Origin of the sequence: Funiculus sociatus GB2-C1, assembly GCF_039962115.1 — a bacterium.
Taxonomy (GTDB): domain Bacteria; phylum Cyanobacteriota; class Cyanobacteriia; order Cyanobacteriales; family FACHB-T130; genus Funiculus; species Funiculus sociatus.
Genome location: NZ_JAMPKJ010000019.1, coordinates 56,210 through 76,690, shown reverse-complemented (window position 1 = coordinate 76,690; position 20,481 = coordinate 56,210). Strand labels below are relative to the sequence as shown.

Below are 20,481 nucleotides of genomic sequence, written 5' to 3'. Positions count from 1 at the left end.
AGAAAATTTAATAGTCATAGGACGAGTATTCTCCACTCGTCACAGCCTTAACGCGGGCAGTAAAACCAGCGGATCTAAGAGCATCTACAGTACGTTTGTGATTTTGCACCCAGAATGCCTGTCCCAGGCGCACAAACTTGCGCTTGTATTCACCCGCCACAACTCCAATTACCGGAACTTTTGCTTTACTCTTGTCGCCTGAATGTTCTTCCAAAAGAATTAGCAGGTGCTTAAGTTTTGCCTCATCATTAATTCGCTCAGGTGTCAGTTCCACCATCACCAAATGCTCAGCATCAATTTTCACATTATCCTCATTGTGATTCTTTGGTTGTTCTGAAAAAGTTGTTTCCTGGGGCTGAAATTCAGGTTCTTCTTCTACTAGCGGCGGTGTTACTTCCGCTATTACCAATTGCTCCGCTGTAATCAGCTTAATTTCTTCCACAATCACTTGCATCTGATCTTCTCGCCGATCCGCTTTGCCAAAGATAATTAGAGGCGTATCTGTTACTAATAATGAATTGATTATTTCATAAGTTTGGGGAAAGACTACAGCTGAGGTTTGACCTGTTATGTCTTCCATTTGTAGAATCGCCATGCGCTCATTCTTCTTAGTAGTCACCTGCTTAACTTCTGTGAGCATTACAATAACAGTGACCTTTGACTTCGCCCGCGCATTCTCCAGTTGGCTGAGATTAATAGGAGCAGGATCTAACCCCGCGGCTAATTTTTCTACAGATTTAAGAGGATGGTCAGTAACATAGAAGCCCAGCAGTTGTTTTTCCATCTGCAACTTCTCTGTTTTGGAAAAATCTTTCACCAGGGGCGCTTTGGGAGCAGATTCAAAAGCAGGACTAGCAGTGTCTTGAGTGGAGGTCGCCCCTCCAAAAAAGTCAAACAGATTTCCCTGACCGATTTCTCGGTCTTTGGCCCGGGATTGCGCCCAATCTACTACTAAGGGGAGGTCATGGATTAATTGGTTTCGATTCGTTTCGATACTATCAAAAGCACCGCATTGGATCAAAGCTTCTAAGGCGCTGTTTTTGACAGCATGGAGGTTGACGCGATCGCATAAATCAGCCAATGACTTAAAATTTCCCCCCTGATCTCGTTCTGCCAAAATACACTCAATCGCTCCCAAACCTAAATTCTTCACCGCAGACAGCCCAAACAAAATCTTTTCTTGCAAAGGCGTAAAATCCACAAGGGAGCAATTAATATCCGGTTGTTCCACCTTAATTCCCATAGCCAAACAGTTAGCAACATATTTCTGTACCTTATCGGTATCGCCACTGTTAGCGGTCAGCAATGCCGCCATATATTCAACCGGATAATTTGCCTTTAAAAAAGCAGTTTGATAAGTAACATAAGCATAAGCAGTTGAATGGGATTTGTTAAAACAGTACTCGGCGAACTTCACCATCTGTTCAAATAAATCTTCAGCCAGTGTGCTTACAATCCCGTTTTTTGTAGCTCCATCAATAAAAAGTTGCCGCTGCTTCTCCATTTCATCAGCTTTTTTCTTACCCATTGCGCGGCGTAATAAGTCAGCTTGACCTAAAGAATATCCTGCCAAATCTTGAGCCATCTTCATGATTTGCTCCTGATAAACAAGAACACCATAAGTCTCCTCAAGAATTGGTTTTAATAACTGATTTGCATAGACAATTTCTTCTCTTCCATGTTTACGATTAATAAACAAAGGAATTAGTCCAGCGTCTAATGGCCCCGGTCTATATAGAGCTAGAATTGAGGAAATATCTTCTATGTTCGAGGGTTTTAGGTCGCGCACTATCTGACGCATTCCCGACGACTCTAGCTGAAAAATACCTTCTAAATCACCTTCTTCTAACTTTTTATAGGTACTATGGACTCCTTTTGGTCGTTTATTAATTTCGCCTTTTGATAAAATTTTATAAGCTTTTCTTTCCTCAGAGGTTACATCATCAGGATCTATAACGATATTTCGGTGCTTCTTAATCAAATCAATCGTATTTTGGATAATCGTTAAGTTTCTCAACCCCAGAAAATCCATTTTTAATAATCCCAGGGATTCCAGATCCTCCATGAAATATTGGGTAATTACAGAGCCGTCCTTATTCTTTTGCAGCGGTACAATTTCATCTAGCGCTTGCTTGGAAATAACTACACCAGCGGCGTGTACACCAAAGGTTTTGTTTGTACCTTCAATCCGCATCGCCATATCAACCCAATGGCGAACTGTTTCGTCTGATAGGTACTTTTCTCTAAACTCTGGGGCGGGTGAATCGTCACCAATCATTACTTTAAGTTTGGTTGGCTTTCCTCGCACCACGGGGATTAATTTCGCCATTTTGTCTGCTTCCCCATAGGGAATATTTAACACTCTGGCGACATCTTTTAAAACTGCTTTAGATGTTAAACGGTTGAAGGTAATAATTTGTGCTACTCGCTCTTTTCCATACTTTTCGGTAACGTATTGAATTACGTCATCCCGCCTTTCAATGCAGAAATCTGTGTCAATATCAGGCATAGATTTCCGTTCTGGATTTAGAAATCGCTCGAATAGCAGTCCATGATGTACTGGGTCAATATTAGTAATTTTTAAGGCGTAAGCTACGAGAGAACCAGCAGCAGAACCACGTCCTGGCCCTACGGGAATGCCATGATCTCTGGCGTATTTGATGTAATCCCAAACTACTAAAAAGTAAGTAGAAAAACCCATCTGCTGAATCATTTTTAATTCATAATCCAGCCGTTCTCGATAAACTAAACCAACGTCTAAATAAGAACGAACTTTAAATCTTTCGCGCAGTCCTTCTCTGGCAGTTTCTTCTAAGTAGGTGTCAATTGTGTAACCTGATGGAATAGGATAGTCGGGAAGGCGTGGCTCGTCGAAAATTTTGTATTGCTGGATTTTTTCAGCGACTTCTAGGGTATTTGCGATCGCTTCCTCAATTACCTCGTCCGGTAGATGATCTCGAAACAGTTGTTTCATCTCTTCAGCAGACTTAAGGTACTCAGTCCCGCTGTAGCGCATCCGATTATCTTCGGAAATTAATTTCCCCGTCTGAATACATAACAGCGCATCGTGCGCTTCTACGTCGTTGCAGGAGATAAAATGCGAATCATTCGTAGCAATAATTTTAATGTCTAGTTCCCGTGCAATTTTGACAATTTCAACGTTAACAAGCCTGTCTTCCTGAGAACCATGATCTTGAATTTCTAAATAAAAGTCTTCGCCAAAAACATCTTTGTACTCTTTAGCAACTCGGCGAGCGATATCTGGCTTCTCTTGGAGAATTGCTTGGGGAATTTCACCGCCTAAACAAGCACTGGTGACAATTAAACCTTCCCGATACTCTTTTAAAAGTTCTTTGTTAACGCAAGGACGCGAAAATATTCCTTTGCCTTGAACCCCTTCTAAATGAGAAATTGTTGTTAATTTAACTAAATTTTTGTAGCCTTGAGTATTTTTAGCTAATACGACTTGGTGATATTTTTTTCTACCTCGCTTTTGTTCTTTAATATCGCCATTCACTACATACATTTCATTGCCAATAATTGGCTTAATTGTTTTACCGCGACAAACTTTTATTAGTTCAATTGCGCCATACATAACGCCGTGATCCGTGAGAGCGATCGCAGGCATTCCCAATTTTATTGCTTGATTTACCAGTTCGGGTAGCTGACTAGCACCATCAAGCAAACTGTAATCACTGTGAATATGTAAACCTACGAAAGACATATTATTTTACTAATTACTAATTGGTTTCCTCATTCCCAAGCTGAGCTTGGGAATGATTACAGGAGGCAGAGTCTCCTATAATCGTCTATTTAAAATAAGGGTGGGTTTTCCTAACTCGTTTATACTTCGAGCGAGAGCCTCTAGAATTGCGTTCCCAGGCTCTAGCCTGGGAACGAGAAAGATAGCTAATCTAATTGCGGCGTGTGTAGATGCCAATCAGTAGATTGCTCATAGGCATATGCTACTTGCAAGAGTAAATCTTCTCGCAAAACATTGCTAATCAATTGCACTCCAATCGGCAATCCCTTTTCATCAAAACCACAGGGTACACTTAAACCAGGCAACCCAGCAAGATTTAGCGGGATAGTCATCAGGTCATTCAAATACATACCCAACGGATCTTCTGTGTTTTCTCCTACTTTGAAAGCAGTTGTAGGAGCAGTGGGACATACTAAAATATCAACTTTTTCAAAAGCCCGCAGAAAGTCTTGTTTAATCAAGGTGCGGACTTTTTGGGCTTTGAGATAATAGGCGTCGTAGTAACCAGCTGAGAGAGCATAAGTACCCAACATGATCCGGCGCTTGACTTCCTTTCCGAAACCAGCGGCGCGAGTCTGGGTGTACATCGATAGAAGATTGTCGGCGTTTGGTGTGCGGAAGCCGTACTTTACTCCATCGTACCGAGCGAGATTAGCGGATGCTTCAGAAGGAGCAATAACGTAATAGGTGGGCAAACCGTAGCGGAAGCGGGGACAGGAAATTTCTTGAATTTCCGCTCCCAAATTTTGCAGTTGCTCAATAGCTTTGGTAACAGCTTGCCACACAGTTGAGTCTAAACCTTCGCCAAAGGTTTCTTTAATAAAACCAACTCGCAACTGACCTCTCGGTTTGAAGTTTGGCCTGAGAGCTTTGGCGTAGTCTGGGATTTCGACTTTGAGACTGGTAGAGTCTTTGGGATCGTAACCTGCGATCGCTCTCAATAAAATTGCTGTATCTTCTACTGTGCGTCCAAACGGGCCAACCTGATCCAAAGAAGAAGCAAAAGCCACCAATCCATAACGGGAAACTAACCCATAAGTAGGTTTCATCCCGACAACGCCACAGAAAGAGGCTGGTTGACGGATAGAGCCACCTGTATCAGAACCGATAGCTACAACACACTCTTTTGCCGCCACCGCCGCTGCTGAACCGCCAGAAGACCCTCCCGGCACGCGATCCAAATCCCAAGGGTTAGCAGTGACTTGATAGGCTGAGTTTTCCGTAGAACTACCCATCGCAAACTCGTCGAGATTGGTTTTTCCCACCATGACTGCACCAGCGTCAGCCAGTTTTTGCGTCACCGTTGACTCGTAAGGGGGGACAAAATTTTCCAACATCTTCGAGGCGCAGGTAGTAGGAATTCCATGCGTACACATATTGTCCTTAATGCCAATAGGAATCCCCGCCAGCAGCCCAATTTCTTCCCCGGCGGCGATTTTGGCATCCACTGCACGAGCCTGTTGCAATGCTCTATCTGCTGTTACGCACAAAAAACTATGCAATTTCGGCTCTAGCGCCTGAATACGGTCTAAAGCTTCTTGGGTAATTTCTACAGCTGAGCGTTCTTTGCGAATGAGTTGTTTATGCAACTCGCGGATGGATGCCATGCCATGACCTCGTTTCGATTCACCGTCTAGATTTTTAGTATAGGTTACGCCAAAGACGCGATCGCTTTCTTGTCGCTATGATTCCCTACTGAGACAGGCGAAATGCTTGTGCCGTGCGGATTTTACAGTTGATTAGGCGTAAATATTGAACCCATCCCTGCTTTCCTGCTTCCGGGGAGGGTTTGGGGGTGAGATTGCGGAAAATTATGGGAATTAAGCGGCGATCGCGCTTGGTATCAGTATTTTTCTTGGGAAGCGATCGCGTCCTTCTCATTGTTCCGCCACCCCGCAAGTCGAGCATACTGGATCGTGTTAGCAACATCAGCCAGGTAATTTATGCGTCGAGTTCAACTTTGGGCGATCGCCCCCACTTTCTTCCTAATGGCGGCTAAGAAAGCATTGAAACTAGCAATGTTGTTATTGTGTCTAGCATTGTTCGGCTGGTCAACGCCAGCGCAAGCAGCTACCCAAACCAGTCCGCGATTGGAAGAGCAAGTTTTAGAGATTATTCGCAAGCACCCAGAAGTAATTCTGGAATCTGTTCAGGCATACCAGCAGCAGCAACAACAGCAGGTTCAGCAAGCACAGCAAGCTTTTTTGCAAGATTTAAAAACTAATACTAAAGCGGTGATTGGAGAATCTCCCACCACAGGGGCAATTGATTCCAAGGTTGTGCTGATTGAGTTCTCAGATTTTCAATGTCCCTATTGTGCCGAAGCTCATAAAACACTGAAGCAATTAATAGAAAAGCATCCAGGCGAAATCGCTTTAGTGTACAAGCATTTTCCCCTTACTCCAATTCATCCTGAAGCCATGTTAGCGGCTAAAGCTGCTTGGGCTGCAACTCAGCAGGGCAAATTCTGGGAGTACGAAGACGCACTATTTACTCAACAAGACAAATTAGGTGAGGATTTGTATCGAGATATTGCCCAAAAGTTGAATCTTGATTTGGAGAAGTTTGAGGACGATCGCATTCTTGCCGATCCCGCCATCCAAGAAGATATTCAACTTGCTGAATCTTTAGGACTCTCTGGCACACCCTTCTTTGTGATAAATGGCGAAACTTTTTCAGGTGCGGTGCAGCTATCAGATATCGAGAACGTATTAGCTAGTGTAAACAAATCTTGAAGTAATTTAGGCATTTGATTCGATTTTGAGCGATTGCTTGTATATTGCGATCGCTCACAAACTGAATCTGAGATTGCAGAAGTTTGAGCGCGATCGCCTCCGGCTACAATGAACAAGAGACTTTTACAGAAGTAGCAGCTAAAAAGAATGTGGTAGAAAGATAAATTTAGTGTTGGATAAATTCTAAATTTTAGACTAACGTTTATTTTTATTAAATTCGGAAACTTTAGGAAGCTTCTGTCAATCTATTTGATATAGACAGCGTTATTTCTCTTGTCAGGAAATTGTAAGGTGATTTATGCGTCGGATTCTATTTATGGCATTTGCCCCTATCACTGTACTGGCGACCTTCTTTCATTCAGTTTTTCCCTCTAGCCCATCTCTGGCAGGCGTTCCAGCATCCACTCAAGGAGGATCTACTTTGTTGGCACAAGCGAGTTACCTTTCGCCTTTGGAACAAGCTGTTATTGTGGAAATGAACAAGGCGCGGACAAATCCCGCCGCTTATGCTGCTGTGTTGGAAAAGTACAAAAAGAGCTTTGTTGATAGCAAGCGAGTTAAATTGCCTGGTAACGTCTATTTGCAGACGCAGGAAGGCGTGAGGGCGGTTGATGAGGCGATCGCATTCTTGAAATCAGCCAAACCTGTGTCAGCTTTGAGTGCATCCAAAGGGATGTCTTTGGGTGCAAAGGATCTCGTCAAAGACCAAGGCCCAAAGGGTGCGACAGGACACACGGGAAGCGATCGCAGTACCCCCTTTACTCGCATCAACCGCTATGGTTCTTGGCAAACCACCGCCGGGGAAAATATCAGCTACGGTTCCAGCACAGCCCAAGATATTGTGATGCAATTAATTATTGATGATGGAGTAAGCGATCGCGGTCACAGAAAAAATATCTTTAACTCCGCTTTTAAGGTAGCTGGGGTGGGCTTCGGTTCTCATGCTAAATACAGAAATATGTGCGTGATTACATACGCTGGAGGATATAAAGACAAATAGTTCAAATGGTAATTGAGAAAGGCAAAAGGCTCTCATGCAAAATGAAAAAGTGAAGAATTATTGTGCCTTTTACCTTTTACATGAGAACCTTATTTATGCCTTACACTTCTTCCCCAGCTCATCACCTCAGCGTCCGCGTCCAAGGACAGGGGTTTCCCATTCTGTGCTTGCACGGTCATCCCGGTAATGGTCGCAGTATGTCTATCTTTACTAACCACCTCGAAAATCGTTTCAAAACTATCGCCCCAGACCTCCGGGGATATGGCAGTAGTCGCTTCAATGGGGATTTTACTATGGGCGACCATTTGATTGACCTAGAGGCGCTTCTAGACCGCTTACAGATCGAACGCTGTTTGATACTAGGATGGTCGTTGGGGGGAATATTGGCGATGGAGTTGGCGCTGGGGCTAAAAGAGCGAGTTAGCGGTCTAATTTTAATTGGGACAGCAGCCCGTCCCCGTGGCAGTCATCCGCCGATTAGTTGGCAGGATAATTTTTACACGGGGCTGGCTTCGATTTTGAATCGCATACAGCCTGGGTGGGAGTGGAATATTGAGACGTTTGGGAAGCGATCGCTCTACCGCTATCTAATCCAGCAACACACGCCGAGTACCTACAATTACCTGGCATTAGAGGCAATGTCAGCTTATTTACAAACCTCGGCTGCTGCCAATCGCGCCCTCAACACAGCCCTGAGAACTGGGTATAACCGACTGGCAGACCTAGAGCAGATTCCTTGTCCGAGTTTGATGCTGGCTGGTGAATGCGATCGCCACATCACCCCGGTTTCGAGCTTAGAAACTGCTCGCCACCTCAAGGATTGTGAATGGCATTGCTATCCCAACACCGCTCATTTATTCCCGTGGGAGATTCCCGATTTGGTCAACAGAGACATTGATAACTGGCTCGACACCCACCCCCAGGTAGTAATGCCCGCCTGAGTTTAATCCAAATCTGGGGTTGCTACCCACTTCTAAAGCTCGCTACCTAGCGGGCTTTGTTTATCTAATCCCATTCGGTGTGAGGGTTAATTGAGACGAAGCAAACACTAAGAAAGCTGACCGCTAAAAGTAGGTGTTCTTTTGCGGTCAAAACGCTCCCCCGAATCGTCGTAAATGGTTAGCTTCTCTGGCTTACAGCGCTTCACTACCACCTTAATACCGTTGGCACTTTCGTGTTCTAGGTCTTCGATGTAACCAGCCTTGGCTGCGTGGGCTTCTTGGCTGCTGATGAAAGGGCCGAAGTAGTAAGTACAGCGAGGGTTGTCAGTGACAATCTCAACCCACCAAGCCCGTCCAAAGAAGTGGAGAATGCTAATCAAGAATTCCTTCATGGTCTTTGCCTGTTTTAAGGGATGCGATGCAATTTTCTAAATTTGCTATTGTTTACACTTTGTTATACTCTGACATGATTCTTTTTTGAAGAGTCTTGTAACAGATTATCAAAGGTAGATTTTATTCGACCAGCGTTGACGGTAAATTTCGTAAAGAGCCATTGCCGCTGCCACTGAAGCATTCAAGCTAGGAGTCTGTCCCTGTAAGGGAATGGAAACCAGGAAATCACAGCAGCGTTGTGTCAGCAAACTCAGACCTTCACCCTCAGAACCAACTACTAATACTACTGGCCCAGTGAATTGAGTTGTGTGTACCATTTGACTACCTTCAGCAGCAGTGCCGTAAATCCAAAAGCCAGCTGCTTTTAATTCTTCCAAGGCGCGAGACAGGTTGACGACTCTGGCCACTGAAAAACTTTCTAAAGCTCCAGCTGACACTTTCATCACAGCTGATGTGATACCTACTGCCCGTCGTTGAGGGATCACTAATCCCTGCGCTCCCAAGGCTTCTGCTGTGCGAATAATTGCTCCCAGGTTATGGGGATCGGTAATGCCATCGGCTACTAACAAAACTGGCTGTTCTGAGACGGATTTGGCATTGGCGATTAAGTCGCCCAATTCAGTGTAAGTATAGGGAGCGACTTGAGCCGCTACTCCTTGGTGATTGGCTTGGTTGGTGATTTGATCTAAGCGTCTCGGTTCTACTTCGTCAATTACGGCTCCCCTTTCTTTGGCTTGCAATAGCAAGGTATGAAAGCGAGGATCGTAGCGCAGGTTGGGAAGTATCCAAATTCGGTTAAGCTGGCGCTGGTTTTCTAGAGCTGTGAGGACGGGATGCCGACCATAAATCATGTCTGTTTCTTCCTCTGGGGGCGAAGAAACAGCGCGATCGCGTAGGGAAGCGGCTGGGTTAGCAGCATCACTTGAGTATCTCCCTCTTGGCGGCTTTTCGCGCCCCGTTCTCACGAACTTCCCTCGCTCAGATTTACCTGGGATTGGTGAATGGCGCTCGGAAATTTGGGGTTGGGAATTTCGCTTAATGCCCCGTTCCTTGTGAGTTCCTTCCCTCTTGCTAGGTTCTTTTCCCCAGCCCCCAGTTTCTTCTTTAGAAGGGCGTTTTTCCTTTTCTTGGCTGTGTTCGCGTCGGCTGGGGGGAAGGGGTTTTTCCCCATCGCGCCGCTGGCGAATCGGTTTTACTTGCTCGTGTTTGCCCACAGAACTGCTGTCTATCTCATCCGATTGCTGTTCTTCATCGCGAGAGGGACGTGCGGGGCGAATACGTTGCTCTCCAACACGTTTTGGGAATACGCGCTGGGATAGGATCGGCTTTCCTCGGCTGCTACTTCTGCCTGGAGGGTGGGGGCGGCGTTTTTTATCTGGCATATTGTTAAGAATTTTTGTCTTCTGAAATCGAGTTTAGTTGTAAGTGTTCTAGCAGCTGGGTCAAGCGTTGGGGATCTGTCAGGTAAAGATAGCCCATCAACGTCTCTAAGCTGGTAGCTTGTTGATAAATTTCTGGATCGAGGCGTTTGCGTCGTCCTGCGGCATTGCGCCCGCGCCGCAAAATTTCTAATTCTGTGTCGGTAAGGTGCGGTTGGAGTTCTTGTAGTGCTTTTGCCTGACTTTCTGCTCTCACCTGCCCTACTACCATGTCGTGGTAGGCTTGCGATCGCTTTGGCGGCAGCAGATAAAGGCTGCGGATATATAGTTCATACACCGCGTCCCCCAAATAAGCTAAAGACGCTGGAGAAAGCTGTTGGATTTGAGCTTTTCGATCTACAGCCCATCTTGGGTTAAACCACATTTCGGTTTTGCCCAGTGGCGAGTTAGTCGCCAGGTTATCTAAACGCCCTTCCTCCTCCTGAGTCACCTTGCCCTCTAAATTTTAGCTTTGCACTGAAAATCCCAGTGATGCCAGTGCTAGAAATTGGTAAGGGCGGGTTGTCAGCCCCGCCCCACCTATCGATTTATCATTCAGCTCAAGGCTGCTTGATCTTCTCCAATGCTGCTTCAACTGAAGGCTGCAACGAGAGAAACTGTTCTAAGCGAACCAGTTTAACGGTTTGAGTCACGCGAGCATTGGTGACAATTTGCAAAGAACCATCAACGCTTTGAGCCTTTTTCACCAGCTGCACTAAAGCGCCTAAGCCAGAGCTGTCTACAAAGTCGATGTTAGAAAGATCCAGAATAACGTGGCTGGGACCTTCCTCAATATACTTGCTGACCACCTTCCGGAACGTGGGTTCCGAGAAAGCATCTAACAAACCCGTGAGGCGGTATAGCTGGTAATTGTCCCTAACTTCGCGAGTGCCTCTTAAGCTTACGGTTAGGGTTAGTGGCTCAGGAATAACACCCTCCTACCTTGGATTGTCCTTAGTCGAGGCTCCATTATAGAACACACAGCTGCTAATTGCTATTGATTAATTTTGGCGATGCGATCGCATTTGCTCAACAAACTGCTCAAACAGATAGTCGGCATCGTGGGGGCCGGGGCTGGCTTCTGGGTGGTACTGTACGGAGAAGAAGGGCAGGGATTTGTGCCGTAAACCAGCTACAGTGCGATCGTTCAGGTTCAGATGGGTTATTTCCACATCTGAGCTTAAGGAATCTGCATCAATGGCAAAGCCGTGATTCTGGCTGGTAATCTCCACCCGCTGTTTTAAACCTGCTGGTTGATTTAAGCCGCGATGACCAAATTTGAGCTTGAAGGTGTCAGCACCCATTGAAAGACCGAGAATTTGGTGTCCCATGCAGATGCCAAAGACGGGTTTCTGGCTTTCTAGCAAGGCTTTGGTGGTTTCGATGCCTTCGGTGACGGCTGCTGGATCGCCTGGGCCATTGGAGAGAAAAATCCCATCCGGGTTGTGTTTGAGAATTTCTTCCGGCGGTGTATTGGCTGGTACAACGATGACGCGGCAACCGTAAGCAGCTAAACGCCGCAGGATGTTGCGTTTGATGCCAAAATCAATGGCGACAACGGTGAGGGGTTCGCCGTCGTTTGACTCAACGCCGGGACTGAATTCCCAACTCGACTCGGTGGGAGCAGACCATTCGTAGACGGTTTGTGTGCTGACTTCCTGAACTAGATTTAATCCTGCCATGCTGGGAGCTTCTTGTACTTTTTTCAGCAATTCGGCAGGATCGAGGATTTCGGTGGAAATAGCGCCGTTCATGGCCCCAGCAGAGCGCAGTCTGCGGGTGAGCGATCGCGTATCGATGCCATAAATGCCGGGAATGTTGTGTTGTTTCAGGTAGTCGGGCAAGGATTGGGTAGATCGCCAGTTGCTGGGACGTGAGGAGATGTTACGCGCGATCGCGCCTCTGACTTGAGGACGATTCGATTCTTCATCTTCCAGGTTGACACCAGTGTTGCCTAATTCTGGATAGGTGAATGTAACTATCTGACCGCAGTAGCTGGGGTCAGTCAAAACTTCCTGGTAGCCAGTTATACCAGTGTTAAACACCACTTCGCCAATGGCTGTTCCTGAAGCACCAAAAGACCAACCTTTGTAGGACGTGCCATCAGCAAGTACGAGCAAGGCACTTTGAGCAGAAGAAGGACGCATAAGGTAATGCTGAGTTTTTGGTTGTTAGTTGCTAGTGGTAAGTTATCATCTCACACCCAGCTAGGGTAGAAGTGTGTATTAGGATGCGATCGCATCTACGTTCATCTGCTGTTATCTGGTAGCGAGATGACCAAGTTTCGAGGAAGGCGATCGCATCTCACGAATAAGCTTCAGCCCTGAGATTGACAAACTTGACCTCATTAGTTCTCATCTCCCAGTTTCTTTTTGAATCAGTCTATTGAATAGAGAAGATTATCGGATTGCTCTTTACTCGGCTATATAGTAATCCTCGGCATTGTGAGCCAGCCCTTCAGATACCCGACTTTAACAAGTCCGGTATCTCACCTTCACGAATCATTTATGACTGCTATATTTCCTAATAAAATAGTAAAGCTCGTCCAACCTTCACCACTTTCTACTCTAATTTCTCCCCCCAATTGCTCAACCAACTTTTTCACCAAGGTTAAGCCTAATCCAGTTCCACCTTGTTTACAAGGGTCTGCATTGGGAACTCGATAAAATTTATCAAAAATATGGGGTATTTCAGCAGTTGGAATCTCTGCTTGATTGCTGACCTCAAAGCTGGTTGTTGATGCAGTAGGTTCCGGGTTATATAAATCGATATCCTGTTTGATGCTAAAGCGAATTTCCCCATTAGATGGGGTGTATTTGCAGGCATTGTTAAGGAGTTCCGCTAAAAGCCGCCCCAAACTATCTGGACTTGACATAATTGGCAGAATGTCAGGCGGTAAATCGACGTTAAAGACTTGTTGACGCTCTTGAATTCGTGATAAAAACGGTTTGATAATGCTAGGTATGAAATCTTGTACAACTATCGACTCGACAAATACAGGATAACGATTAGCTTCCAGGCGTTGCAAATCCAGCAAGTCGTTGATCAAGTTAGCTTCTCTAGTACACTCAGCTTCTAAAATATCTAGATACTGTTTATGGCGTTCTGGAGTAGGAGCTAGCTTCAGCATACGAATCGCTAGCTTTATATTAGAAATAGGAGTACGAAGTTCGTGGGATACGGTACTCAAAAAGTCATCTTTAAGCTGATGTAGACTCTTTAGCTCTTCTACTTGGGCTTGAGCAGCTTGGTAAAGTCGAGCCTGACGAATAGCGATCGCGCATTGATTTGCAACTTGCTGTAATAACCGAATTTCTAGTTCACTGTAGTTATAATTCGGTCGTTGGAATAACCATATATCAGCTAGGATACCCTGGTCATCAAAAACAGGACACGCAAGAATCGCTGCATGAGGGCGACCAAACTTTGGGGCTAATTGACAAAACTGTGAACATTGCCCTTGTAACAGAGATTGATGAATTCCAGATAACTCATCTAATTCAATCCTAGAACCTTGAGTAGAAGGCCAATGAGGTTGGGCATATTCATAATTGATAACTAACGTTTTTTGCTCTATATCATACAGGGCAGCAGCACAACATTCAGCAGCAAGTACAGAGGCTAACTCTTGGACAACATTTTGCAAAATCTGTGCTTCGTCTAAGTTGTCACGAACTCTGTCTGTAATCCGTTTCAATGTTGCTTCAAAGTCGAAGGATTGTTTTAGCTGAAGTGTCCGTTCTTGTAGTTCCGCTGTTCGCTGTTCAACCCGAAGCTCTAGCTCCTCATTTGCCTTTTCAAGCGCAGTAAAAGATGTTTGCAGTTGAGTTGCCATTTGGTTGTAAGCTTGGGCTAAAACTTCTAGTTCGTTAATGCCCTCTACTTTAACAGTTTGGTCTAACTTCCCATTGGCAATTTCCTGAGAGACAGAGATTAAATGGGCAATCGGTCGGGTAATGTATTGAGAGGTCAACACTCCCATAACTGTAGCGAATATCAATGCTGCTAAACATAGCAAAATCGTGGTTCGTGTGTTGGCTTCAATGTGTTCCATGAAGTCAGCTTCGGGAACCACTACGACGATTACCCACTCCAGCCCGTAGCTATCAGTAAATGGTGTCACCTGTGCGAATTGCTGCTTACCTTCAATTTCAAAGTCAAGCTGCTGGCTATGGCGAATATTATTGAAGTTACCAAAGCGTTCCTTTAAATTCTGGGCTGTTAGACGAGTCACAGGATTTCTGCTAGCGATCGCTGCCAATCTTTCCTGTTTCTGTTTTCCTCCCTCTTGATTTAAAACAAAAGGCGGCTCAGCCGTTGAGCTTGCTACCAAGTTTCCAGAACGTTCGACAATAAACATTTGTCCAGTGCGACCGATCTTTAAGCCATCCAGAAAATCTCCCAGTTGTGAGAGAGACACTGTTGCATTGGTAACGCCAAGTAAAGTACCTGCCTCGTTATAAAAAGGCCGGGTTGCACTGATTGCTAACCCTAATGATGAGAAGTATGGATAAATCTCAGTCCAGGTAGGTTTATTTCCTTTCACAGCCTTTATATACCAGGGGCGAGTGCGAGGATCAAAGGTTGTGTTAACTCGAACTAACCTGCCGCGATTGCCCTGGCTATCAGTGGTATAAGTGTGATAATTCCCACTGGTTGATTGGTCGATAACTCGGATGACTAATGAACCATCATTAAGCCGATCGACTGAATGAATTTCTCCCTGTTCACTTCCAAAGGCAATCGGATTTAGAGATTTGAATAACTGCACTTGCTGCCAGAAATGACGTTCTAGACTTAAAGAGTCCTGCAAATTCAAATTGCCAGAACGGACAGCATCGGCGTTTATTTGGGTAACAAGTTGAGGTGTCTCCATATAATCGGAGATATGTTGATGAATTCGGGCTGTAACTTCGCTTCTCAGTTGGGCTGCAACCTCATTGACTGCTTTCTGACCGTTCCTTAAAGAGAAGTATGCTGTTAGCCCCACAGCAACAGAGAGTTGAAAGATAAAGGGAACTATCAGAGCCACACGAAGTGGTACTCTTAATGAACCTTTAAGCATTAAATTCGAGAATGTTTGCAGCCGCATTAGTGCTTCTCAAGATATGCGCTCAAGAGCGAGGGAACTGAAGAATCTCTCAAGTCGGTCTAGATAGTTGAGTGTCCCTGTAGAATGCCCCACTTCTAACATAGCTTCCAAATAAGGTAAGGATACATTAAACATCTCCAAAAATTTGACTTTAGCCTAACCTTGATAAGGATTCCAGCCTAATTTTTGGAGATGTCTATTGTAGTGCTACACAAAATAGGAGTTGCCAATTACTGGCAGGGTGGATATTGCCTAGCTTATTTATTTGTAGGGCCGCTTTCCTCCAGGCTTGGTCATCTCCTCACCAGGTAACAGAAGATAAAGGCTATAAATGCGATCGCATCTTTATTTCTTTAGGTCTAGGGATTTTTTTAGATCCAATCTACTAAAGGATAGATGACAATAAAATAGTTGATGAGAATTAAATGCAGATATTGTGAAGTCTCCTCACGCCCGTGCAGCAATCATTTTGCTTTCAAGTACGCTGGCACTCGTAAGTTTTGGCTGTAGCCAAGACAATGCTGCCACTCCTCAGAGTCCATCAGCAACTCCCGTCTCGGCTTCTCCTCCTGCCAAGAAGCCTCCAACTGCTAGTGCAAAGCAGGTGTCTAAACCTGCCTCAACTAAATCTAAATCTCCGGCAAAGACACCATCTAAGCCGCAGTTATCCCCGCAAGCCTCCGCCGACGCTTATGTGCGGGCGATTGACTCTGCTGAAAGCGCCAGCAGCATCAGCCTGTCTGCTCAGTCAAAAGAGGATTGGCAATTAGTTATCAGCAGCTGGCAACAAGCGATCGCTTTTATGAAAACCATTCCGGCTTCTAGTCCTTATCATGCGATCGCTAAAACCAAAATCCCCCAATACCAGCGCAATCTCACCTATGCCCAGAACAAGGCAAATCCTCCCAAACCCAAACCTCAGCCTGTGGTAGTAGCGAAAGCGCCCACAGGAAGTTCCAAACCTCGGCTTCTGAGAAACGGTGTTTATCAAGCCCCAATCAAACGGCGAGAAGGTGGCACCCCCGTGATTGATGTCACCTTTGACGGGAACCGGACTTTTGAAATGATTGTGGATACTGGTGCTTCCGGTACCTTGATTACCCGACGCATGGCAGCTGCACTCAGAGTAGTACCTGTATCCAGTGCCAAGGCGCAGACTCCCAATGGTGTAGCAGAATTTCCTCTGGGTTATGTCAAGTCTATCGGAGTTGGGGGAGCAATCAAGAAAAATGTGCTGGTAGCGATCGCTTTACCAGACATGGAAGTTGGACTATTGGGGCATGACTTCTTTGATGGTTATGACATCACAATTAAACGTAACGTGGTTGAGTTCCGTCCCAATTAACCAAAACTGTCAGTTGTCCTTAAGAGTTGGAATTCAACATTCCAACTCTTAACTCGCTGGCTAATCCTTAAGAAACTGAATTAATCGTTCCAATTTCGACCAAGCAGCACCACTGTTTATAATTTCCTTTGCCAGAGAAACGCCCTCTGCATGATTGCCCATCGCTACCACACCGCCAACTTGGAGTGCTAATGCGGCATTCAAAGCCACTACATCCTGTTGCGCTGGCGTTCCTTTCCCTTGGAGTACATCTTGCAAAATCGCCACATTTTCTAAAACATCTCCACCCCGGATTAACGCCGTAGGTGCCATTGTCAAGCCTAGTTCTTGGGGATTCAGCGTCAACAACTCCACTTCACCCCCAGACAACACCGCCAAGTCTGTGACATCAGCAAGACCAGCTTCATCCAGTTTCTCGCGCCCGTGTAAGACAATACCCTGCTGAATGCCTAATTGCCCCAAAGCATGGGCAATGGTACTTACCAATTTTGGATCGAACACCCCAATCACTTGACCTGTGGGGCGTAACGGATTTACTAACGGCCCAAGTAAATTAAACACCGTCCTCACTTTTAGCGTTCGCCGTAGCGGTGCTACTACCTTCAAGGCAGGGTGCCAACCGGGTGCAAATAGAAATGTGATGCCCACTTCCTGAAGGGCCGCCTGTACCTTCTGTGGGGTGGCGTTCAGGTTCACTCCCAGCGCTTCCAGCACATCAGCGGAACCAACTCGGCTAGAGGCAGAACGATTGCCATGTTTTGCCACCGGAACGCCCGCAGCAGCGGCAACAAAAGCAACTGCTGTAGAGATATTAAAGGTTGATGCCCCATCTCCCCCAGTGCCACAAGTGTCAATTAGGTGATTGGAAGCTGGGGATGGAGGGCTGGGAAGGGCGAAGGATTGGGATTGCAAAACTTGAGCCATGCCACTCAACTCTTCAGCAGAGACACTCTTTGCTTGGAGAGCAGCTAAAATCGCTCCTGATAGCACTGGTGGAATTTTTTCCTTTAACCATCCCTGCATCAATTCTGCGGCTTGATCGCGCGAAAGCGATCGCCCGTCTAACAACTGTTGCAATAAGCTAGACCAGATGGCTGAATCCGTTTGAGTCGTACCGCCAGCGGCATCGGTTGCCACAGATGAAGAGGAGTAAGTCATAGACAGGTCAGTAGTTGATGCGTTGCCTTCAGAGATATCAAGCTAAAAGTACCGCTAAAGCCTAGTAGCAGCTTACTGCAAAACTGTTTCTAATCATACAGGCAGTCTAGTACCCCCAGGCAGGGTTATTTTTTCCTTTCTCCAATTTTAATCCGTAAAATTACTTAACTTTATCCTGTACTTTCGGATGACTGAAGCTTTTTCTAAGTGTTTTTTCGCTTTTAAATTATAAATTATACGTGTTATTTTTCATTTGTATATTATGAATGACTTGTTATTTTTGTGTCATTAGAGCTGGTGAAAAAATGTCTTTTATAGTTAAGTTGCCAAATCGCTATCAAAATTTTTCACTAACTCAGTTTAACCGCCTAACCAGTCGCTTAGGTATTAGGCAGAAAATCGTTTATGGGTATAGTCTAGCGATTAGCATTGCCATTCTGGGCGGAACTACTGGCATTATTTTCCAACAATACAATTATGCGCGGGCGGCGGAACAAGTTGAGAAAGTGCGTGTCCGGATAAATTCTCTAAATAATTTACAAACAGCTATTTTACAGGCTCGCTCTCAACAACGAGAATTACTTCTTATATCAAATGATATCGAAGACTTAGAGCAAGAATACCCGATTTTAATTCAAGAACTTCTTGAACTTAAAGAATTAATAGAAGAAACTCAAATTTTTCTAAATAATTCTACTCTATACTTTAAAGACTTGGGCGAAGACAAGGAAGACCTGGCTCAACATTATGCCCATCTAACATCTTTAATCAATAAATATGAAAATATACTCCAAATTTATTATCCAGAACTAAAGACAGTGCTGGAGGGGACTGAACCGTCTACTGTAAAGACAAAGAAGCTTCCATCAGCACAGCAAGCACTCACCAAGTTTATTAATGGTGAAACTACTGTTCGCTTGAATTATCTCACAGACGAGCTGTCAAAACTAATTAATCTCTATCAAGAACGAGAAGCAAAAGCAGGAGATAGACTTTACGATGAAGCCGGGGATCTGGGTAGCCTTATTATTATTATTAGTTTGCTGGTATCAGCAGCGATCGCAGTTATTTTAGCAGTGTATACCAGTAAAGCGATCGCGCAACCGATTGAAGCCATCACCAAAGTTGCTCAACAGGTGACAGAGGAATCAAATTTTAACCTCCAAGCACCCGTGACGACTGAAGATGAAGTTGGGAAGTTGACGATTTCTCTAAACCAAATGATCCGGCGAGTTGCAACTTATACCCAAGAACTAAAGCAAAAACAACAGCAGCTTGATAACTTCTTCAATATTTCGTTTGATATGCTTTGTATAGCTGGTTTCGACGGTTATTTTAAGTTCGTTAACCCAGCTTTTGAAAAAACTCTTGGCTACACACCCGAAGAACTCCTTAACAGCCAATTCATCGATTTTGTTCATCCTGAAGATAAAGCAGCAACTATTGCCGAAGCGGAAAAACTTTCCACAGGTATAATAACGTCTTACCACTTCGAGAATCGCTATCGCTGCAAAGATGGTTCCTACAAATGGCTGGCGTGGACATCTGTGCAGTCTCCCCAAGAAAAGTTAATTTATGCGAGTGCGCGTGACATTACTCCTACTAAAGTTGCGGAGGAAGCATTGCGTGAACAAGCAACTAAACTTTCTCAAACTCTGCAAGAACTGCAACAAACCCAATCTCAGCTAATTCAAACTGAAAAAATGTCCAGCCTCGGTCAGATGGTAGCTGGCATTGCTCATGAAATCAATAACCCAATTAATTTTATTTACGGCAATCTTGAACATACCAGCGAATATCTTCAAGACTTGCTTAGATTGGTGCATATTTATCAGCAGCACCCATATTCATCTCCTGAAATTGAGGAGGTTAGCGAGGAAATTGACCTAGAATTTATTACTGAAGATGTACCTAAAATGTTGTCTTCTATGAAGGTAGGAGCTAAGCGGATTCAGCAGATGGTTTTATCTTTGCGAAACTTCTCGCGTCTAGATGAAGCCGAGGTTAAAGACGTTAACTTACACGAAGGTATTGATAGCACGTTGTTAATTTTGAGCAACAAATTAAAAAAAGAAGTTAAGGTTATTAAGCAATATGGTAATTTACCTCTAATTGAGTGCTATCCAGCGCAAATTAATCAGGTATTTATGAATATTATTAGTAATGCCGTTGATGCGCTATTAACCGATCAAGAAAAATCAAATAAGCAAATAATAATTAAAACAATAAATACTTCTGACGACCAAATTCAAGTGCGAATTCGGGATAATGGTTCAGGAATCCCATCGCATATTAAGAATAAAATATTTGACCCATTTTTTACTACTAAGCCAGTAGGTCAAGGTACAGGTTTAGGACTTTCGATTTGCTACCAAATTATTGAAAAGCATGGAGGAAAAATTTCTGTAAATTCCCAGATAGGTGAGGGAACGGAGTTTGCGATCGCTCTCCCACTGAAACAGACATCTTCCCAACCCGCCTCGGCTTAATCTTAAGCTGTTATGCCTAGTGGGTGCAAGCGTAGTGAAGCATCTGGAGTAATTTGCCAAACAGGGTATAGCCTTTTGTTGCATATGCTATAGAAATACTGACATCCGGTGTGCGATCGCGATCGCTACACTCCGTATTACTAGCAA

General features: G+C 44.7%; 15 protein-coding genes. 5 read left to right on the top strand and 10 right to left on the bottom strand.

Translation table 11 applies throughout. From position 1 onward, the window contains the following. Positions 1-7: 7 nt before the first annotated feature. The 3 genes from NDI42_RS11520 to NDI42_RS11510 form a co-directional block, all read right to left on the bottom strand. Entirely contained in the window at positions 8-3,724 is a 3,717-nt protein-coding gene (locus NDI42_RS11520; RefSeq protein ID WP_190451699.1) for a DNA polymerase III subunit alpha, read from the bottom strand. A 185-nt stretch (positions 3,725-3,909) separates the two neighbouring features. Beyond that, positions 3,910-5,370, bottom strand: a complete 1,461-nt coding sequence (gatA, locus tag NDI42_RS11515) for an Asp-tRNA(Asn)/Glu-tRNA(Gln) amidotransferase subunit GatA (RefSeq protein WP_190451689.1) — start codon at positions 5,368-5,370, stop codon at positions 3,910-3,912. 85 nt (positions 5,371-5,455) lie between these two features. Next, complete coding sequence (locus NDI42_RS11510) at positions 5,456-5,692, bottom strand: hypothetical protein (RefSeq protein WP_190451687.1); 237 nt, start codon at positions 5,690-5,692, stop codon at positions 5,456-5,458. Positions 5,693-5,706: 14 nt separating this feature from the next. On the opposite strand from NDI42_RS11510, the gene NDI42_RS11505 reads away from it, so the two are divergent. The 3 genes from NDI42_RS11505 to NDI42_RS11495 all read left to right on the top strand — a co-directional run bounded on the left by NDI42_RS11505 (position 5,707) and on the right by NDI42_RS11495 (position 8,439). After that, positions 5,707-6,498 carry a DsbA family protein gene (locus tag NDI42_RS11505; RefSeq protein WP_190451685.1) on the top strand — a complete coding sequence of 264 codons (792 nt, stop codon included), beginning with the start codon at positions 5,707-5,709 and terminating at the stop codon, positions 6,496-6,498. Between the two features lie 298 nt (positions 6,499-6,796). After that, positions 6,797-7,498 (top strand): CAP domain-containing protein, encoded by a 702-nt coding sequence (locus tag NDI42_RS11500; RefSeq protein ID WP_190451683.1) that lies wholly within the window; start codon positions 6,797-6,799, stop codon positions 7,496-7,498. A gap of 95 nt (positions 7,499-7,593) precedes the next feature. Further along, positions 7,594-8,439 carry an alpha/beta fold hydrolase gene (locus NDI42_RS11495; protein ID WP_199310984.1) on the top strand — a complete coding sequence of 282 codons (846 nt, stop codon included), beginning with the start codon at positions 7,594-7,596 and terminating at the stop codon, positions 8,437-8,439. Positions 8,440-8,546: 107 nt separating this feature from the next. On the opposite strand, the gene NDI42_RS11490 is transcribed toward NDI42_RS11495, so the two are convergent. The 6 genes from NDI42_RS11490 to NDI42_RS11465 all read right to left on the bottom strand — a co-directional run bounded on the left by NDI42_RS11490 (position 8,547) and on the right by NDI42_RS11465 (position 15,282). Beyond that, a complete protein-coding gene (locus tag NDI42_RS11490) occupies positions 8,547-8,831 on the bottom strand; it encodes a DUF1816 domain-containing protein (protein ID WP_190428252.1) in 285 nt (94 codons plus the stop codon). 108 nt (positions 8,832-8,939) lie between these two features. Beyond that, positions 8,940-9,827, bottom strand: a complete 888-nt coding sequence (gene rlmB, locus NDI42_RS11485; protein ID WP_313930707.1) for a 23S rRNA (guanosine(2251)-2'-O)-methyltransferase RlmB — start codon at positions 9,825-9,827, stop codon at positions 8,940-8,942. Positions 9,828-10,218: 391 nt separating this feature from the next. Then, entirely contained in the window at positions 10,219-10,635 is a 417-nt protein-coding gene (locus tag NDI42_RS11480; RefSeq protein WP_190451728.1) for a Mini-ribonuclease 3, read from the bottom strand. Positions 10,636-10,810: 175 nt separating this feature from the next. Continuing rightward, positions 10,811-11,179: an STAS domain-containing protein gene (locus NDI42_RS11475; RefSeq protein WP_190428330.1), complete on the bottom strand. Its 369-nt coding sequence runs from the start codon at positions 11,177-11,179 to the stop codon at positions 10,811-10,813. A gap of 72 nt (positions 11,180-11,251) precedes the next feature. Beyond that, positions 11,252-12,397 carry a glutamine-hydrolyzing carbamoyl-phosphate synthase small subunit gene (gene carA, locus NDI42_RS11470; protein WP_190451678.1) on the bottom strand — a complete coding sequence of 382 codons (1,146 nt, stop codon included), beginning with the start codon at positions 12,395-12,397 and terminating at the stop codon, positions 11,252-11,254. A 347-nt stretch (positions 12,398-12,744) separates the two neighbouring features. Then, positions 12,745-15,282 carry an ATP-binding protein gene (locus tag NDI42_RS11465; RefSeq protein ID WP_190451668.1) on the bottom strand — a complete coding sequence of 846 codons (2,538 nt, stop codon included), beginning with the start codon at positions 15,280-15,282 and terminating at the stop codon, positions 12,745-12,747. A 496-nt stretch (positions 15,283-15,778) separates the two neighbouring features. On the opposite strand from NDI42_RS11465, the gene NDI42_RS11460 reads away from it, so the two are divergent. Further along, positions 15,779-16,687 (top strand): retropepsin-like aspartic protease family protein, encoded by a 909-nt coding sequence (locus NDI42_RS11460; RefSeq protein ID WP_190451666.1) that lies wholly within the window; start codon positions 15,779-15,781, stop codon positions 16,685-16,687. 60 nt (positions 16,688-16,747) lie between these two features. Here the strand turns inward: NDI42_RS11460 and trpD are convergent, their stop codons facing one another. Then, entirely contained in the window at positions 16,748-17,845 is a 1,098-nt protein-coding gene (gene trpD, locus NDI42_RS11455; RefSeq protein WP_190451664.1) for an anthranilate phosphoribosyltransferase, read from the bottom strand. A gap of 305 nt (positions 17,846-18,150) precedes the next feature. Here trpD and NDI42_RS11450 point away from each other — a divergent pair, with 305 nt between their 5' ends. Next, complete coding sequence (locus tag NDI42_RS11450; RefSeq protein ID WP_190451663.1) at positions 18,151-20,334, top strand: ATP-binding protein; 2,184 nt, start codon at positions 18,151-18,153, stop codon at positions 20,332-20,334. Positions 20,335-20,481: the final 147 nt, after the last annotated feature.

What these genes read in the sequence shown, in the direction of transcription:
- NDI42_RS11520 (WP_190451699.1), bottom strand. Translation starts at nt 3,724, where the DNA reads ATGTCTTTCGTAGGTTTACATATTCACAGTGATTACAGTTTGCTTGAT.
- gatA (WP_190451689.1), bottom strand. Translation starts at nt 5,370, where the DNA reads ATGGCATCCATCCGCGAGTTGCATAAACAACTCATTCGCAAAGAACGC.
- NDI42_RS11510 (WP_190451687.1), bottom strand. Translation starts at nt 5,692, where the DNA reads ATGTTGCTAACACGATCCAGTATGCTCGACTTGCGGGGTGGCGGAACA.
- NDI42_RS11505 (WP_190451685.1), top strand. Translation starts at nt 5,707, where the DNA reads ATGCGTCGAGTTCAACTTTGGGCGATCGCCCCCACTTTCTTCCTAATG.
- NDI42_RS11500 (WP_190451683.1), top strand. Translation starts at nt 6,797, where the DNA reads ATGCGTCGGATTCTATTTATGGCATTTGCCCCTATCACTGTACTGGCG.
- NDI42_RS11495 (WP_199310984.1), top strand. Translation starts at nt 7,594, where the DNA reads ATGCCTTACACTTCTTCCCCAGCTCATCACCTCAGCGTCCGCGTCCAA.
- NDI42_RS11490 (WP_190428252.1), bottom strand. Translation starts at nt 8,831, where the DNA reads ATGAAGGAATTCTTGATTAGCATTCTCCACTTCTTTGGACGGGCTTGG.
- NDI42_RS11480 (WP_190451728.1), bottom strand. Translation starts at nt 10,635, where the DNA reads ATGTGGTTTAACCCAAGATGGGCTGTAGATCGAAAAGCTCAAATCCAA.
- carA (WP_190451678.1), bottom strand. Translation starts at nt 12,397, where the DNA reads ATGCGTCCTTCTTCTGCTCAAAGTGCCTTGCTCGTACTTGCTGATGGC.
- trpD (WP_190451664.1), bottom strand. Translation starts at nt 17,845, where the DNA reads ATGACTTACTCCTCTTCATCTGTGGCAACCGATGCCGCTGGCGGTACG.
- NDI42_RS11450 (WP_190451663.1), top strand. Translation starts at nt 18,151, where the DNA reads ATGTCTTTTATAGTTAAGTTGCCAAATCGCTATCAAAATTTTTCACTA.